Genomic DNA, 17,576 nt, shown 5'->3' with positions numbered 1-17,576 from the left:
GGTTGATAACGCTTGACTAAGCAAAGCATCGTTGAGCACGGGATAACAACACCTGCTCTTGTTTTGCGACAGGACCATGTTGTATCCATAACTTCAGTAATGACGATTTGTCATATTCAAGGCCTTGCTGCAGTTTATCGGCCATCAATTGCAGCTGTATTTCCTTACGCAACGCTTCGTCAGCTTGCGGCGAAGGGACATCGCATACTATTTCTAGCATCAAGGTTAGATTAAGACGAGGTACGTCACTTTGCCCAAGAGCTTTAAACGACTGCTGCCATTGGTTAGGCAATGAGTCTATATCGTCAGGCAAAGCAGGCGTTTCCCAGCGCTTCAGTACATCAAATAGTGCGCTCACATCGTGGGCTCTAGATTGGCGTTGTAACCCCTCCAATTTGGTTTGTCGTTCATCAATAAGCCCGGATAGGCGACGAAATAAACCAGAGTTTGACGCTTTAGGCATCGCTACCAATTGCGCTTCTAGCTCAGTTTGCAAAATGTGAGTGCCGTCCAATTCATCAAACGTTTGTGCTTCATTAACCGCCTGTTGCAATTTTTGCAATATGTCAGCTGCGGCGGCTACTTGCGCGTTAATTTCCTGCTTCTGTAGCTGATTGTGCGCTTTGCGCTTAGCAAAAATCACATCGTTGGCTTTTCGAAATTGATCCCACAAGGCATTTTCAACTTTACGTTGGGTCTGGCCTACGTGTTTCCACTTTTCTTGTAATGCTTTGGCTTGCTCAATGGCGACATTAACATCTTCGACCGCTGACAATGCTTGTGCTTGCAGGATAAGCGCTTGCTTCATCTCAGTATTCTCATTGAAATACACTTCGACTTGTTTCTTCAACGGCGCCAAGGCTTCACGATAAGCATTGTTCACTTGTGTTTTAACAGTGAAATCAACATCACCGACGTTTTGCCACTTCTGCTGCACCTGTTGAATCGCTTTTGCTAACGCATCAGCGGATAAACCATGCTCAGCTAATGTGCCAATCTCGTTGATCAGAGCCTGTTTTTGCGCAAGGTTATTTTCGCGCTGCAACTGTTGCTTTTCAAAGTGTTCGCGACAAGGCGCAAAAGAAAGTTCAATTAACGCGTCAAACTGCTTATTGAGCACATCATCGTCAGGTGTATTCAACACACCCAAACTATTCCAACGTCGACGCAGCTCTTTCACCTGCTCTGCCCGCAATGATACTGGCAATTTAGCATCAACTAACGTTTTTGCTTCTTCAAGCAAAGCGGGCTTTCGCGGCAAGGCGATGTAGGCCTGCAACGACTTTAATTCTTCTATTTTAGCGCTGACCTGTTCGAGTGTGCGCTCATTGCGAGCTTTTTCTTGTTCAGGTAACGCTTCAAACCATTTAGTGACCTTGGTAAAGAGAGCCATGGCCGCCTTGTATTTTCCCTGTTCGATAAGCACATCAATGGCCTTAGCTTTACTGCGGATACGGTTCACATCTTGAGTAATGCTTGCTGAAAGGGTTTTGATTGCACTGCGCCATGTACTCTGTAATTGCGTAAACCTTTGATCAAGCGCTCCAGGCCAACTGTCTTGATATGCTTCACGTAGCGCAAACCACTGCTGCGTCGTGCTCTGCAATATCGATTTAGCACTTTGCACATCATCCCCTTGAGAAGGGATGGCCAACTGGGCAAAATCCGTCAATAACGAATCCGCTTGTTTTAGGGCATCTTGAAATGCAGGTAAATGATTGAACGTGTGCTGGCGTTTTTGTAAGGCATCAAGTAAAGCCTGTAGCGCTTTCGTTTGCACGGCCATGCCCACTGAATTGGCATCCAATAACAAAGCGTCAATACGAGACATACGATTCTGAATTTCTGTTTGTGCTTGCTCCGTTTGTGCCAACGTAACACTTGATACATCGCTTGATAAAATATCTGACAACCACACGAGCATCGCTTGCGTATCTGCCGTGGCATGCTGCACGGCATCTATTACATCTCGTTTGCGCTGCTGCGCCTGATAAACAGGTGCTAATTCTGCATCTAGAATGTCTAACTTACTGTTTATATCAGTATATTTAGCCGTAAACTCTTGGCGTTTCTCTTGTGATAAGCAATCGAATTGTGCTGAAAAAATTACGTATTCGTCATTTAGTTTGGTTCGAGTATCCACCAACTTTCGGTAATCACGCTGCTCTTTTAACGCTAACAAGCGAGACAAAACGAGACGCGTTCCCTTTTCAACTTCAATCGGTTGGGCTTTGGCAAATGCTAACTGATTTAACTTATCTTGCGCCTGAGACTTAATGCTTTCACTAGAAGCTTTTTTGATTATTTTTTGTAAGCTTGCTGGACTGTCCGCATACGCAAGAAGCGCACTTTGAAGAACGTCATCATCGCTGGATAACAGAATAGGTAACGCCAGTTGCGGTTTATTCAGTACGGACAAAATATGCAGTACCAATTTAGGCTCTTGCTGCACCCAAGGCTGCTTAATCAAGCGCTCGAGCAATTTACTGTTTTTACACTCATAGGCAAATTCGCGTTTCTGAGCTTTACTCAATAGGCTCTCATCGTCGTCAAATAGTGTATTATCAACGACTTGTTGAGCGCGTTTGAGCACACGTTCGTTTTTGGCTATCTCTGCCATCTTGTGCCACAACACGAAGCTACTTAACTTTGTCAGCGCGGCTAAACTAACATTCACATCTTCATCGTTGAACGCCAATTCATGCAGAATTGACTTTTGTTCTGGCAAGTCAGGAGACAACGAGTCAATAGCGACTATTCTCACCGCAGGTTTTGGATCTTGATGCTTAGGACGAAACAGTTTTTTAAATATCATTTTCGGTGAACCGCGCTATGGTGTTTTTATCATTTAGCTCTTGCTTAAATTGCTGACGGCTTTTTTGCACTATTTCGCCGTTAGCCCCAACAGTCATATGTTGATCTGACTTAAGGATTTTCGCTTGATACAACATAACAGCTTGCATAGTCGTTTCTCGTTGCCCTTCTGTTAACGGGTTGCCATCAAGCCACTTACCGGTTTCCACCGCTTGCAACAATTTTTGATAAACCTCTGGGGTCATCGATTTGAGTAACATTTCTGGGTTCATTAATTAGACTTCTTAACAAAAACGAGACGCACACGATTGATGATGTACCAAACAAAACCGATAATCGCGACACCCACAGCAATATTATATTGCACTTCACCTGGAGCAGCTCCGCCCCAATACATAAATCCAAACCCTGAGACAAACATCAGCATGGCTATCATTGACTGGGTTTGGATTTTTTGTGATTTCAGATACTTTTGTAAATTGCGTTTGCGGGCAATATCTTCATCGCTCGCATGCCCCATGGCGAAACCGCAGTGATTGCATTCTTCGGTTTTGTCAGAGATTTTCTTATTGCACGATGGGCAATCAATTAACGCCATTTTTTACTCCACTACTAATACGGTTAACAATTTCACCTTGACACTAGATCACGAAAGCGCGGACTGTGCCGCGCTTAATTTATGGATACCGTGACTAGGACTTGTGTTCTTTATTAAAATCATCCCAATATTCATTGACTGATTCTTTCATTTCTTTGCGCAGCAAAAATATGCCTAATAAGTTAGGCAATGTCATCACCACAATAGCCACTGCCGACAACGTCCACACTAGAGTGGTATCTGATACTGCGGCCCAAACGAACGCAAACACGTACACAACGCGATAAGGCATGACTGAGCGCGGCCCTAACAAATAAGTCATTGCTCTATCGCCGTAATATGACCAAGCTATTGCGGTTGAAAACGCGAACAGCAATAAACCAATGGAAACGATGTATTTGCCTGACTCACCAAAAAAGCCTTTGGTAAACGCCAGCGCCGTTAAACTTGCCGAGTGAATTAAAGACTTACCTGAGACCACGATATTGTCTTTAATTAGGTTACCGTCAACCACTTTGAGTTTACCGGTAAACAAATCTTCATCTTCACCAAAGGTAAATTTCACGTTTTCTGCGACAGAGCGCGCGTTGAGCAAGGTATAACCTGTGCTAATTGATTTACCGTTTACTATCTGTATGTCGCCGTTATAAGGCGCCACAGTTGAGGTATCAAGATCATTGATGTAAGCGTAAAGCGCTTGTCTGTCGTTATCGTCGGTATCCGAATAAGCGCCCGCAACAATCATCATGTCACTGCGGTCAAACACGTTTTGGTGTTTTTCTTTCCACACCCCTGAAGACAGAATAACCAAACCGGTGATCGTACAAATAATAATGGTATCGATGAATGGCTCTAAAATAGACACCATGCCTTCTGATACTGGCTCATCTGTTTTAGCCGCGGCATGGGCAATGGGTGCTGAACCTTGACCCGCCTCGTTTGAGAACAAACCACGGTTAACGCCTCGGTTAAATGCATAAGCAATTGTTGCGCCTAAAAAGCCGCCCGTTGCCGCTGAACCAGTAAACACATCGCCAATGACCGAGGCAAACGCAGGGCCGATATTTTCTAGATTGGCAAAAATGACAGCTAAGGCGCCCACTAGGTATATTAATGCCATAAGGGGCACAATTTTAGAGGTCACCGCTGCAATGCGCGTAATGCCACCTAAAATAACCAAGCCAAGCAAAATGCCTAGTATGCTTCCTACCACTAAAGGGTCGAAGCCAAAGGTCGACTCTATACTGGCCGCTATGTTGTTACTTTGAGGAAGGTTACCTGTGCCGAACGAGCTGATAACGGTTGCAATTGCGAAAGCAACAGCCAACCATTTCATATTAAGACGTCTGTCCATGTAATACATGGGGCCACCCGCCATGGTTCCATCGGCAGTTTTGACCCTATATTTGTGGGATAACGTCACCTCGACAAACTTGGTGGTCATACCGAAAAACGCGGTCGCCCACATCCAAAAGAGCGCAGCTGGTCCACCCAAGAAAATAGCAAATGCCACACCGCCAATGTTACCCGTGCCTACGGTTCCCGATAATGCCGTCGTTAATGCCCGAAAGTGAGTGGTGTCACCCTCAGAGCCCTTTTTATCGTATTTCCCTGTTACGACCAGCCAAGCGTGCTTGAAAAAGCGCACTTGCGGAAACTTTAAATAAATCGTAAAAAATAAACCTGTTCCAAGTAACACATAAGGAAACCACCAAGCGCCCCCAAGCATTCCATCTAGCATCTTCAATAAGTCATGAAAGCCTTCCACACTGTTCCCCTTACTTTATTTTGTTTTTAATCGTTATTATTTTATTTTGTAATGTTAAGCCTAATGGTAAAACGTGTAGATGAACTGCTAGCGCAATTCATCTACCACAGCGCGTATGGCAACAAGCACATCTTGGCCCAGTTGCTTACAACGAATTGGGGACCAGCCATAGGCTGTATCCGGTATTTCTAAGTTGTCTTTGAAAGGCATTTCTAAGGTATATGCCAAGCAAGAAAACGCATGAGCGATTGCATTGGTTGCAACGGTCATATTCGCTTTACCTGGTTCATCTTTGTCGTAGCCGAACACATCTTGAAATTCAGGCGTTGCCGTGAGTAGTGCATTTTTAAATGACGATTCTAACTGAGCAATCCGTCCATCGTAGTTCGGATTCCCTTCACTACCGGCTACAAAGTTATAAGGCAGAGCCTCATCACCGTGCATATCTAAAAACAAATCAACGCCAGTTTGCTGCATTTTTTCAGTCACTAAAAAGACTTCTGGGCTATTCTCCATGCTAGGCGTGGCCCATTCACGATTTAAATTTACCCCTTTTGCATTGGTACGTAAATGCCCACGAGCTGCGCCATCAGGATTCATATTTGGTACAACATAAAAAACAGCTTTATCTAACAACAAGCGAGCAAGGCCATCGTCTTCGTCCAATAAACGCTCTAGCAGACCTTCTACTAGCCACTGCGCCATCGTTTCGCCAGGGTGCTGACGAGCTGTGATCCAAATTGCTTTCTTACCTTCACCCGGCTCACCTATGGTTAACATAGACATGTCTCGCCCATCTAGGGTATTACCAAGAAATGTCTCTTCACATAAAGCGTTGGTTTGCGCCCAAGCTAATAAATCTAGATGGCGCTCATAACCATAAGGCGCGAAATACGCAAAGTACATTTGCCCTTGTTCGGGTGTATGTTCGATAACGAGGTTGTCACCGTCAAACTCAGTTTCAACTCGAAACCACTCTTGTCTGTCGTAAGACGCTACGGCTTGGTAGTTTTTCCAGCCTTCAGGATAAGCTGAATGTTCAAGATCGGTAATGGTGAGACGATGGGATATCCAAGGGCGGGTATCTAATTTGAAATGAAACCACTGATAAAAGTCAGACTGATTGTCTTTGTTGATAGCGAGTTTAATGTCGCTTTCGTTCTGTGCTGATATAACGCGAATATTACCACTGTCAAAATTGCTACTAATTCTCACATTTACTGTCCATCTAATTTAACCGCGGTCAATTTAGCATATTGTCAGACTAAAAAGCCAAGGATGCACTGCTTTTTGTATAGGAGATTTGCAACATTTTACACAGCCGCATACTCCCCTTCATTACTGGGTGAGCAGGCAGTTTGAGTTATCAGGAAAATTTGTGCATTTAAGCAACAACATTCAGCCAACAAAAAAGGCGCGCTACCTAAACAAGAAAGTAACACGCCCACTCAGAAACTCGATGTGTACTAGCTCAATAATCACTTTGCATTGAACTTTACATTCGGCTTTAAACAGCCAATTTTACCTTCGGCAAACTTGGGTAATGCAAACCTGCCATATCCTGAACAACGCGCAGAACTTGGCAGCTGTAACCAAATTCGTTGTCGTACCATACGTATAAGGTGGCTCTATTACCCGCCACGATCGTTGCTTGAGAATCAACCACAGACGCGGCACGAGAGCCGACCAAATCAGTCGACACTATCTCTTTCGAGCTGGTGTAATCCACTTGGTTTTGTAACGGTGAAAATAACGAAACATCGCGCAAAAATTCATTTATTTGCGCTTTGTCGGTTTCCTTCGATAAGTGTAAATTCAAAATAGCTAAGGATACATTTGGAGTCGGTACGCGTATTGAGCTGCCTGTGAGCTTACCTTCAAGCTGCGGATAGGCTTTGGCAACGGCACTTGCAGCACCCGTTTCTGTGATCACCATATTCAGCGCTGCACTGCGTCCACGGCGGTCCGCTTTGTGGAAATTATCAATCAGGTTTTGGTCATTAGTGAATGAATGCACTGTTTCAACATGACCACCGTTAATACCATATTCTTCATCTAGCGCTTTTAAAACAGGCGTGATGGCGTTGGTAGTACAACTAGCGGCTGACAAAATCGTATCTTGGGATTGAATATCGTTTTGATTTACGCCATAAACAATATTTTTAATGGCGCCTTTACCCGGTGCTGTTAACAGCACTTTTTTCACACCTTTTGAGGTTAAATGCTGGCCAAGACCTGCTTCATCACGCCACATACCGGTGTTATCCACCACGATAGCGTTTTCAATACCATACTGGCTGTAATCGACTTCACTTGGCGAGTTGGCATAGATGACTTGAATGTATGAGCCATTGGCTTTAATCGCATTACGCTCGGTATCCACAGTGATACTGCCATTAAACGGTCCATGCACTGAGTCTCTGCGTAACAAGCTTGCCCGTTTCTCTAGGTCACCTTCTTTACCGCCTCGCACCACAATTGCTCTTAAACGCAGCTTGTTAGTTTTGCCCTGGCGCTCTATGAGCAAGCGCGCTAACAAACGACCTATACGACCAAAGCCATACAACACCACATCTTGTGCAGAGTGACTGTCGTCCACATCTAGGATGTCGGCCAGTTCTTCGCGCAAATATTGTTCAATGCTCTTACCCTTGTGTTCATCTTTAAAATGAAACGCGTAGGCGAGTTTTCCAAGATCAATCTGTGCTGGCGCGAGAGGTAATTTGCTTAACTCCTCCAGTAAGGGCCAACTTTCTCGTAGGCGCAGTTTAGTGCCTTCTTTCAGACGAACCGTGCGATGCGCCTTAATAATATCAATGGTAGATGCGCCTAACATAGGACGACCATATATTGATATTTCAATGGCTTTATTGCGATACAAATTTCCCAATAACGGCAACATACGCTCTGCGTACTCTTGACGTTCTTGCCAACTGCTCATTAATGCTTGTTCAGATTGTTGATTCATGATCTTTAAAAACTCTCAAAAAACGTAAGTTGGCTCATAAAAAGCGACGAGATTGCTTGGATAAAGCAAAATGGGCCATTATTCTAATCAAAGGGGCTGTTTGCGCCAAATTGTTGAAAATTTACTTAATTCAGTAATTTGTCGTATAAAATGGCAATATATTGGTAATTTAACTACAAGGGAATTTATGCGGATCACTGGCATCCTACTTTCTATTTTCGCCCTCTCGGGATGCGACATGCTGTTCCCTATGACAGCCACAAAAATTTGTGAAGAGCACTCTGAATTCTGTGATGACCTTAATCCTGATGGGTGGTGCTTAGCGGAGAAGAGCCGAATCATTAAGCATAGGTACGCTTACCAGCAGTCACCTAGCGAACTGCTTGACTATTACCTGCTTGAAGACTTTGAAAAGTACAAAGTGTGTATCAATAAAGCTGCACAAATTGAACATATCGTTCAGGTAGAAAAGCAAACTAAGCGCAGGCAAGCCGCAGTCAATGCGGAGCGTGAATTGAATCGATTAGTACGCAAGACGCGTAATTCAAAAGAGCCACATTTATTGCTTTATCACTGGTCGCGCTTTGGTAAACAAGACGCGTTAACCCACTTCTTAGCACTTGAAAAACAAGGCAAATTAAATACCGCGAGTCTGCAATTAGGCTTAGCCTCTTATTATGTGAAATTTGATTTAGAAAAGGCCAAAGGGGCTCTATATAAGGCATTAGCGCTTTATACGGAAGAGCAAGATATTGATACCAATATCTTCGTGAGCCTGAGTACCATTAACCTAAAACAAGAAAATTACCCTGAGGCCTACGTATGGGCGTACTTAGCCCATGAGTTCAAAGTGGAAAATATCAGCTTGACTGACATTAGAAATGCCCTGCCGGCCTCAAGCGACATAACGTCGCTCGAAGACAAAGCAGAGCAATATAAAGAAGAAATTGACGACCGTGTATTTTCACTTTGAACATATCAAAGAGCCAATGTGTACAAAAAACAACCAGCATCTGAAAAAAACTTTCACTAAAAAAATTTATTTTTTTTCAGTTTTATCAAATTAGAGGGTGTTTTATTCAACAGAACGAGCAAAAGTCGTTATTTCTAGGTTTTATTGAAGGCCAAAGACACAGAGTTGACACAAAACCGTTGTCCCGTTGGGGCGGGTCCATCGCTAAAGACATGACCTAAATGCGCATCACAGTTTTTACACACGATCTCGATACGCTGCATGCCATGACTGTTGTCTTGTTGAAACTCGACGTTTCCATCAGCACTTTGCGCCGAAAACGACGGCCAACCACAGCCCGCATCAAATTTGTCTTGGGCGTCAAACAACTTCTCACCACAGCAACGACATACATAATCTCCGAGCGCGTTGTTATCTAACAGCTCTCCAGTGAAAGGGCGTTCAGTGCCTTTTTGGCGCGTCACCCTAAATTCTTCATCACTGAGTTTTTCACGCCATTCTTGCTCAGATAATTTCATCGTTTTACCTCAACTCTTTGTTTATACGTTAGGCATTATAATGGGGATGACATCGTGGTTTTCCATCATTTATCAACTAAAACCTGCCGCTTTCAATGCCTAACGCTCAGCTTGGTGCCATCTGTTATGCTAGATGGCGTTGAACAAACAAATGCTATTACTGGCTTGTTTGTAGCAATTTTGAACCACAACTTCAGGTTGTTCACTAAACTGGGCATAACGCGTATCAAGTACTAACTTCCAACGTTGATTAGCCTCGTAAGTTGGGCAGTTGAACTTAACATCATGGTCACTGGCGTTGAACACGATTAACCAGTGTTCTGTCGTTTCACCGGTTGCATATTCTTCCCCACGCAATTCAACAGCAAAACATTGATTATCAGGGTCGTGCCAATCATCTTCTAATTTACGAGCTCCGTCTGGGCGATACCAATAAATTTTTGCCACATTGTGGGATAAGTCAAAATTGTCGTCTTGAAGCTGCAAGTGGTGCAACAGCACGCTTTGCTTGCGAATATCAATTACGTGCTGGCAAAAGGATAAAAACTTTTGCTGGGTAGCGTCTAAGTTCCAATCAAGCCAACTAATAGGGTTATCTTGGCAATAGGCATTATTGTTACCTTGTTGAGTACGACTTAGTTCATCCCCACCCAATACATGAGGTATACCTTGGGATAATAACAAGGTGGTGAACAAATTACGTTTCTGCCGTTCGCGGATAGCAATGATTTTCGGATCTGTCGTTGGACCTTCTACGCCGTAATTGGCGGACAAATTATGTCCGTGTCCATCACGGTTTTGCTCACCATTTGCTTCATTATGGCGTTCTTGATAACTCACCATATCATGCAAGGTAAAACCATCGTGGTAGCTCACGTTGTTTACAGAGGTTAAAATAGAGCGGCTTTCTTTGGGAAATACATCTCTTGAGCCTAGCAAACGGGTGGCAAAATCACTGGTGGTGCCTTTATCTCCTCGCCAAAATGCGCGCACGGTATCTCGATATTTGTCATTGCATTCAAGCCAGTTAGACGGGAACTGCCCCAAACGATATCCACCATGCCCTATATCCCAAGGCTCAGCAATTAACTTGCAGCCAATTAACACAGGATCTTGACGTATCGTTCTAAAGAAACCTGATAAGGCTGAAAACTCATAAGGATCGCGACCTAAGCTGGCAGCCAAATCAAAGCGGAATCCATCCACTCCCATTTCCTGTACCCAGTAGCGTAATGCATCCATGACCATCTTGAGGACATATGGAAAAGCCGTGTTGACACTGTTACCACAGCCAGAATTATTTACGAACTTGGTATAATCAATAGCCCCGTATTCATTGCGTTCAAATAAATAGAAAGACGAGTTATCAAACCCTTTAAAAGACAAGACCGGGCCGTCTAAACCGCCTTCTGCCGTATGATTAAACACCACATCTAATATGATTTCGATGCCCGCCTCATGATAACTATCCACCATGGTTTTAAATTCACCAATAGCGTCATTTACAGCATATCTTGGTTCCGGACTGAAATAGTTTATCGGGTTGTAGCCCCAATAATTGGTTAGGCCTTTATTCGTAATGTAAGGCTCAGGCATGAAGGCCGCCACTGGCATTAATTGAACGGCACTGATCCCCAAGTCTTGTAAATGCTTAATCACGCTAGGCTGGCACATGCCTAGATACGTCCCTCTTAGCTCGGATGGAATATTCGGGTGCTGTGCCGTCATGCCTTTTACATGAGCTTCGTAAAGCACAGTGTGATCTAAAGGCGTATTGGGCTTTGCTGGACGGTCTTGCCATGCTGAATTTGCAACGACCACGCTTTTGGCAACCATCTTCTGACTGTCGCCAGAGTATAGCTTCGCATCCCAAACCATCGGCCGACTCAACTTTTTAGCGTACGGATCGATTAACAGTTTTTCCGGCATAAAGCGAAAACCAGTGGCTTCTTTGTTGCCACCAGATGTTCTGTAGCCGTACAACTGCCCCGCTTGGATACCTTCAATATAGCAGTGCCAGACTTTGCCCGTTTTAGCGGGAACGTCAATAACCGCAATTTCTGCCTCATCTTCGCTGCTAAACAAACACAGCTGAACCAGATCAGCGTTCGGACAATGCACGGCAAAATTACAACCATTTTCGTCGAGCACGGCACCTAAATAGGTAGCGCTCCCTGGCTGCACGTTTAAATCTGACACGGTCATTACTTACTGTCCCTTATACAAAATAAACACGGTTGCCAGAGGGGGTAACGAAACACTAATAGAATAGGCTTGGTTGTTCCACGGCGTTTTATCCGCTTTGATGGTTTTATTCTGGCTGTGCCCACTGCCCCAATATTGTTTATCATCGGTGTTGAGCAAAATGCTGTATTCCCCTGGGGCCTTGACGCCTAAGCGAAAATTGGTGCGCGGCACGGGAGTAAAATTACTCAAAGCATAAACTTGCTGCTTACCCCCTTTTGATTGTCGCAACATGGCTAAGGTGCTTTGCTCAGCATTTTCATGCTCAATCCACTCAAAACCCGCGGGATCATGGTCTAATTCATGTAATGCAGGGTATTCAGCGTAAAGTGTATTCAAATCTCGATACAGCGCTTGTATGCCACTGTGTTTGTCATAATCAAGAAGATGCCAGTTAATAGAACTGTCGTGGTTCCACTCTGCCGATTGCCCTATCTCATTACCCATAAAATTAAGTTTCTTGCCTGGGTGCGCATACATGAAGGCGGCGTAGCAACGTAGATTCGCCGCTTGCTGCCATTCATCCCCTGGCATTTTTCGCAATAGCGAGCCTTTACCATGCACTACTTCGTCATGAGATATGGGCAATACAAAACTCTCGTCATACGCATACACCATGGAAAAAGTCATTTCCCCGTGATGGTATCTACGATAAGACGGATCTTTAGAAATATAATGCAACGAATCATGCATCCAGCCCATATTCCACTTAAAGCCAAATCCTAATCCGCCTTCAAATACCGGCCGAGATACCTTGGCGAATGAAGTAGACTCCTCCGCAATGGTAATCGCATTCGGGTAATGGGAATACACTTCTTTATTCATCCATTGCAATAGGCTAATGGCTTCGTAATTGTGGTTACCGCCATCCACATTAGGCACCCATTCGTCTGCTTCTCTGGAATAATCTAAATAAAGCATAGATGCCACTGCATCAACACGAAGGCCATCAACATGATATTTATCTAGCCAGAATAAAGCGTTAGCCACTAAGAATTGACGTACTGTGTCTTTGCCAAAATCATAGATGCAAGAGTTCCAATCTGGGTGCCAACCCTTACGTGGATCTTCATATTCGTACACATGAGTGCCATCAAAGCGCGCCAAACCATGGCCATCTTCAGGGAAGTGGGCAGGTACCCAATCGATGATGACGCCAATGCCATTTTGGTGACATTGATCAACAAAATACTTAAAGTCATCTGGCCCACCAAAGCGACTCGTGGGTGCAAACAAGCCTACAGGCTGATAGCCCCAAGAACCATCAAATGGAAACTCCGAAATAGGCAATAACTCTAAATGGGTGTACCCCATGTCTTTTACATAAGGGATAAGCTCATCCACCAATTCGTGGTAACTAAGATACGTTTTGCCAGATTGGCTATCTGGGCGCTTCCAAGAGCCTAAGTGCACCTCATAGATACTCATGGCTTGAGTGTATTTATCCCCTTTGACTTGTTGTTGCCACTTCGTGTCTTGCCACTGGTATTGCTCGTGATCAAATACCACCGAGGCATGGGACGGGTATTGTTCAGCATAAAAGCCAACTGGGTCAGCCTTGTGCGGCAGCTCATTACCGTGGGCATCTTTGATTTGGTACTTGTATTTATCACCGGCTTTAACACCTGGCACAACTAACACCCAGTACCCAAAATCGGTTTTTTGCATAGGCAAACATGAGCCGTCCCAATAATTGAAATCCCCAATAACAGATACTGCACTGGCATTGGGCGCAAACACGGCAAATCGGGTCGCGGCGATAGGTGTTTTCAAACCGACGTCTAAATCAATTAATTGCGCACCTAATTGCTGATATACGTTTTTTGGCAAATGATCAACGAAATGCACCGCGTGAAAGGCTTGCTCTTGAAACTGATAAGGGTCGATGATGCGATAGCTGCCTTGCGCGTTTTTAACTTCAAATGCATACACTGCAGGGGGATTACCCTTAGTAAACTCAGCCGTAAACAGATCACTCTGGGCTTGCCTCTTAAGGCTGCCTATCGCTTTGTCCGTCGCTAAATCAATCACCTTAATACCAGTGGCGTTTGGTACCCAGGCTGTGATAGTAAAAGCGTTGTCGGTTTTGAGAAGACCTAGATGAGAAAAAGGAAAGGTACATTGAGCGTGTTGTAGCTGTTTTTCTAATTGCATTGTGCCGCCTTGCAGTGTTGGCGGCCTGACATACAGGCCGCCTGAGTTATTTATTGCTTTGCTTGACGTCTTACCTCTGTCAAGCGATGAGCTAACGCTTGTAGCTCAGGGTTGCTAAAAATCTGTTGTAAACTTTGAGTCAGTTTACGTTGCCAATTCGGGTATTCATTAAATGTACCCGGAATATTAACGGGTTTATCCATTTCTAACCAATCTTCTAGCTGTAAACTGAGCAGAGAGCTCGAACCGCCAGCCATGTGTGTTTGCATACCAAAATTGAGTCCCTTGGTCATACCCACTTGATTCACATCTCCACTGATTTCATCAGAAATAGAATGATGACCATGCAAGGTATCTAAAATAGACTGTTTGTTATCATGTCTGCTCTCGTACAAGCTTGCAAGGATCTCTTGTGTTGGATACAAGCCTAGTTCCTTGCCTAACGCCAAATCGTCGCAATGCCAGAAGCCATTTAAGGTAGGCATATCGTGCGTGGTTAACGTCGACATTGATTGCACCGGATAATGACTAGGCGAATAGAACCCGCCATCTTTGGCTTGTTCGAAAAAGAACACGCGATAAGAATAAACGCCATTATCCGCCAGCTTTTCACGGATTTCCTCCGGCACTGTGCCTAAATCTTCACCTATCACCATAGATTGATTGCGATGGCTCTCTAGTGCCAAGATCGCAAGTAAGTCATCCACAGGATAATAAACATAGCCTCCTTGCTTAGCGCTATCCCCTTTAGGCACCCACCACAATCGCAAAAGTGCCATCACGTGATCGATGCGTAAAGCGCCGGTAGCATGCATATTTGCACTGAACAAATCGATGATCGGTTGATACGCTTGTTCGTATAATTTGTGTGGATCCATAGGTGGCAATCCCCATGTCTGTCCAAGCGGTCCTAAAATATCTGGTGGCGCTCCCACACTTGCCCCAGTGCAGTACAACGCTTTGTTTCCCCAAATCTCTGCGCTACCTTCACTGACACCTACAGCCAAATCACGATATAAACCAATCTGCATATTGTGGTCTTGGGCGACTTTATTGGCTTTTTCAAATTGCTGGGCAGCTTGCCATTGTAACCACAAGAAAAATTGCACACGTTTAGCGTTCGCTTTGGCAAATTTAGCCACTGCTGGGGCGTTAAAATCAGCGTACTCTGGAGGGAAGACAGGCCATCCCCATGAAGCTTTGCCTTTTAAGGCTAAGTCCTCTTGCAATGCATCATATACAGCGATGGTTTGTAGGCTTTCCCCCCCTTGCTCGACAAATGCTTTAAATGCGCGGTTTTGGGCCGTGTTCTTACTAAAATATTGCTGGCGTTGCCAGTCAAACACCGCGCTTAATGCTTCAAGTTTTAATTTTGTGACCGCTGGATAATCAACTAACTCACTGCCACGTGCTTGCTGTATAGCCCCTTGGAACTCAACAGCATTCACAATAGCCTTGGTGCTATCTTGCTCATACCCGTCAACGGCAGCAACATCAATGTAAATAAAATTTAACCAACGACGAGATGACGGCCCGTAAGGGCTGCATGCGCTAGGGTTGGCAGGATACAATGAATGAATGGGGTTTAAGCCAATAAAATCCGCACCGGTTTTCGCTGCCTCTGCGGTCAAATAAGCCAAGTCGCTAAAATCCCCTACTCCCCAGTTATCATCACTGCGCAGACAATACAGTTGCACACTCAAGCCCCACACTTTATTACCGTCTAATAACGTTTGTGGTTGATAGCATGCATGAGGCGCAATAATGACGCGCATCTCGCTCAGCGACTCGCCATCTACTATTAGTGATAGGTTGTGGTAACCCAAAGGCAAGTTGCACTCGATTGTAATGTAATATTCGTGAAACTCTATCTCATCAATATGATTCACGTTAACCAGTTCACCGTCGATGGGCTCGAAAGAATGAGCAATCACTTCGCCGCTTTCCAATGTTAGCTGCGCGCTATATTCATCGGTCACCAACTCGATGGGTAGGCGCACACAAAAGGAAAGCGCATCATTGCTGCGTTGCACATGAACGGGATTGAGCGGTGTTAACCAATCTTTGATCATTTCTTGCTTCACTTGCTCTTCCAGAGCAGATTGATCATCAACGTTATATCCCATAACGCCTAACAGCTTCTTCTTCACTGTTGATTCGATGGTGGCAGGTTTACCCCACGCATCGGTGTAATTTGACTCAATACCGCGATGCTCTACGAGCTGATCAATCAATGAAGCTGTCATTAATATGTAATTCCTATAAATGGGGACTATGTTCAGCCTACCATTATCAATCAAAGCCAACGTCAGGCGAAGTTGAATACGTTTGCATTAAATAAAACTGTAACAAAATAACATTTTTAAGGGATTATTTTGCCTTATTTATCCATTTAGTCCATAATTTCGTAATTATATTTCACAATTTTGAATTTACGACTCGTCAGAGTTCGAACTTACGACCCGCTTAGAGGATGTATATATGACTATTAAAATTGGTATCAACGGTTTTGGCCGTATAGGTAGATTTGTTTTTCGCGCAGCATGTGAGCGCAGCGATATCGAAGTAGTCGGTATCAACGATTTATTAGACGCAGATTACATGGCGTATATGTTGAAGTACGACTCAACTCACGGCCAGTTCAAAGGCACTGTTGAAGTACAAGACGGACAACTGGTTGTTAACGGTAAAACTATCCGCGTAACGGCTGAGCGCGACCCTGCTGCATTAGCATGGGGTGACGTTGACGCGCAAGTCGTGGTTGAAGCGACAGGCTTGTTCTTAACCGACGAAACCGCGCGTAAGCACATCACTGCTGGCGCTAAAAAAGTGGTTCTTTCGGCGCCTTCTAAAGATGATACACCTATGTTCGTTATGGGTGTTAACCACGACACATACGCTGGTCAAGAAGTGGTTTCAAACGCATCATGTACAACTAACTGTCTAGCGCCGCTGGCTAAAGTATTAAATGATAACTTCGGTATTGTTGACGGCCTGATGACAACGGTACACGCTACGACAGCGACGCAGAAGACCGTTGATGGCCCTTCTCACAAAGATTGGCGCGGTGGACGCGGTGCGTCTCAAAACATCATCCCGTCATCAACTGGCGCAGCAAAAGCCGTAGGTAAGGTTATTCCTGAGCTTAACGGTAAGTTAACGGGTATGGCGTTCCGTGTGCCGACGGCTGACGTTTCTGTGGTAGATTTAACCGTCAACCTAGCTAAACCAGCAACTTATGCGCAAATTTGCGAAGTAATGAAAGCGGCATCTGAAGGTGATCTGAAAGGCATTATGGGTTACACAGAAGACGCTGTTGTGTCTCAAGATTTCATTGGTGATACACGTACGTCAATCTTTGATGCCACCGCAGGTATCGCACTAACCGACACCTTCGTCAAACTAGTATCTTGGTACGACAACGAAATCGGTTACTCGAATAAAGTATTGGACTTGGTTGCTCATATCAGCAAATAAGCTAACTTATCTTTATTGTGAAAAGGCAGTCATCTACACTAGGTGACTGCCTTTTTTTGATC

The 17,576-nt window shown here is 44.5% G+C and carries 12 protein-coding genes; 2 read left to right on the top strand and 10 right to left on the bottom strand.

Going from position 1 to position 17,576, the window contains the following annotated elements; translation table 11 throughout:
* Positions 1–16: 16 nt before the first annotated feature.
* The 6 genes from AC0L6N_RS06200 to AC0L6N_RS06175 all read right to left on the bottom strand — a co-directional run bounded on the left by AC0L6N_RS06200 (position 17) and on the right by AC0L6N_RS06175 (position 8,148).
* Complete coding sequence (locus tag AC0L6N_RS06200; protein ID WP_473479893.1) at positions 17–2,815, bottom strand: DUF349 domain-containing protein; 2,799 nt, start codon at positions 2,813–2,815, stop codon at positions 17–19.
* The gene (locus AC0L6N_RS06195) at positions 2,805–3,086 is read right to left on the bottom strand and encodes a YeaC family protein (RefSeq protein WP_006994118.1); all 282 of its coding nucleotides are present in this window, start codon (positions 3,084–3,086) and stop codon (positions 2,805–2,807) included. The genes AC0L6N_RS06200 and AC0L6N_RS06195 overlap by 11 nt, the downstream gene beginning before the upstream one ends.
* Complete coding sequence (locus tag AC0L6N_RS06190) at positions 3,086–3,412, bottom strand: hypothetical protein (protein ID WP_011574472.1); 327 nt, start codon at positions 3,410–3,412, stop codon at positions 3,086–3,088. Before AC0L6N_RS06190 ends, AC0L6N_RS06195 begins: the two co-directional genes overlap by 1 nt.
* A gap of 94 nt (positions 3,413–3,506) precedes the next feature.
* Positions 3,507–5,180 carry an alanine/glycine:cation symporter family protein gene (locus AC0L6N_RS06185; RefSeq protein ID WP_011574471.1) on the bottom strand — a complete coding sequence of 558 codons (1,674 nt, stop codon included), beginning with the start codon at positions 5,178–5,180 and terminating at the stop codon, positions 3,507–3,509.
* A gap of 87 nt (positions 5,181–5,267) precedes the next feature.
* On the bottom strand, positions 5,268–6,395 hold the full coding sequence (locus AC0L6N_RS06180; RefSeq protein ID WP_473479890.1) for a M14 family metallopeptidase: 1,128 nt from the start codon (positions 6,393–6,395) through the stop codon (positions 5,268–5,270).
* A gap of 292 nt (positions 6,396–6,687) precedes the next feature.
* The gene (locus tag AC0L6N_RS06175; RefSeq protein ID WP_011574469.1) at positions 6,688–8,148 is read right to left on the bottom strand and encodes a glyceraldehyde-3-phosphate dehydrogenase; all 1,461 of its coding nucleotides are present in this window, start codon (positions 8,146–8,148) and stop codon (positions 6,688–6,690) included.
* A 70-nt stretch (positions 8,149–8,218) separates the two neighbouring features.
* Between AC0L6N_RS06175 and AC0L6N_RS06170 the strand changes: the two genes are divergently transcribed.
* On the top strand, positions 8,219–9,121 hold the full coding sequence (locus tag AC0L6N_RS06170) for a DUF2989 domain-containing protein (RefSeq protein ID WP_473479887.1): 903 nt from the start codon (positions 8,219–8,221) through the stop codon (positions 9,119–9,121).
* Positions 9,122–9,255: 134 nt separating this feature from the next.
* On the opposite strand, the gene msrB is transcribed toward AC0L6N_RS06170, so the two are convergent.
* The 4 genes from msrB to malQ form a co-directional block, all read right to left on the bottom strand.
* On the bottom strand, positions 9,256–9,639 hold the full coding sequence (gene msrB / locus AC0L6N_RS06165; protein ID WP_011574467.1) for a peptide-methionine (R)-S-oxide reductase MsrB: 384 nt from the start codon (positions 9,637–9,639) through the stop codon (positions 9,256–9,258).
* Between the two features lie 129 nt (positions 9,640–9,768).
* The gene (gene glgX, locus AC0L6N_RS06160; RefSeq protein WP_473479884.1) at positions 9,769–11,844 is read right to left on the bottom strand and encodes a glycogen debranching protein GlgX; all 2,076 of its coding nucleotides are present in this window, start codon (positions 11,842–11,844) and stop codon (positions 9,769–9,771) included.
* A 3-nt stretch (positions 11,845–11,847) separates the two neighbouring features.
* Positions 11,848–14,037 carry a 1,4-alpha-glucan branching protein GlgB gene (gene glgB / locus AC0L6N_RS06155; protein WP_473479882.1) on the bottom strand — a complete coding sequence of 730 codons (2,190 nt, stop codon included), beginning with the start codon at positions 14,035–14,037 and terminating at the stop codon, positions 11,848–11,850.
* 50 nt (positions 14,038–14,087) lie between these two features.
* Positions 14,088–16,283, bottom strand: coding sequence for a 4-alpha-glucanotransferase (malQ, locus tag AC0L6N_RS06150; RefSeq protein ID WP_473479879.1), 2,196 nt, complete (start codon positions 16,281–16,283; stop codon positions 14,088–14,090).
* Positions 16,284–16,518: 235 nt separating this feature from the next.
* On the opposite strand from malQ, the gene gap reads away from it, so the two are divergent.
* Positions 16,519–17,514 (top strand): type I glyceraldehyde-3-phosphate dehydrogenase, encoded by a 996-nt coding sequence (gene gap, locus AC0L6N_RS06145; protein WP_473479876.1) that lies wholly within the window; start codon positions 16,519–16,521, stop codon positions 17,512–17,514.
* The last annotated feature ends 62 nt before the right edge of the window (positions 17,515–17,576 follow it).

The sequence above is a fragment of the Paraglaciecola sp. G1-13 genome, assembly GCF_055809255.1.
Note: the sequence above shows the minus strand (reverse complement) of the source record. Positions and strands in the feature narration are given on the sequence as shown.

What these genes read in the sequence shown, in the direction of transcription:
- AC0L6N_RS06200 (WP_473479893.1), bottom strand. Translation starts at nt 2,815, where the DNA reads ATGATATTTAAAAAACTGTTTCGTCCTAAGCATCAAGATCCAAAACCT.
- gap (WP_473479876.1), top strand. Translation starts at nt 16,519, where the DNA reads ATGACTATTAAAATTGGTATCAACGGTTTTGGCCGTATAGGTAGATTT.
- msrB (WP_011574467.1), bottom strand. Translation starts at nt 9,639, where the DNA reads ATGAAATTATCTGAGCAAGAATGGCGTGAAAAACTCAGTGATGAAGAA.
- glgB (WP_473479882.1), bottom strand. Translation starts at nt 14,037, where the DNA reads ATGCAATTAGAAAAACAGCTACAACACGCTCAATGTACCTTTCCTTTT.
- AC0L6N_RS06195 (WP_006994118.1), bottom strand. Translation starts at nt 3,086, where the DNA reads ATGAACCCAGAAATGTTACTCAAATCGATGACCCCAGAGGTTTATCAA.
- AC0L6N_RS06190 (WP_011574472.1), bottom strand. Translation starts at nt 3,412, where the DNA reads ATGGCGTTAATTGATTGCCCATCGTGCAATAAGAAAATCTCTGACAAA.
- AC0L6N_RS06170 (WP_473479887.1), top strand. Translation starts at nt 8,219, where the DNA reads ATGGGCCATTATTCTAATCAAAGGGGCTGTTTGCGCCAAATTGTTGAA.
- malQ (WP_473479879.1), bottom strand. Translation starts at nt 16,283, where the DNA reads ATGACAGCTTCATTGATTGATCAGCTCGTAGAGCATCGCGGTATTGAG.
- AC0L6N_RS06175 (WP_011574469.1), bottom strand. Translation starts at nt 8,148, where the DNA reads ATGAATCAACAATCTGAACAAGCATTAATGAGCAGTTGGCAAGAACGT.
- glgX (WP_473479884.1), bottom strand. Translation starts at nt 11,844, where the DNA reads ATGACCGTGTCAGATTTAAACGTGCAGCCAGGGAGCGCTACCTATTTA.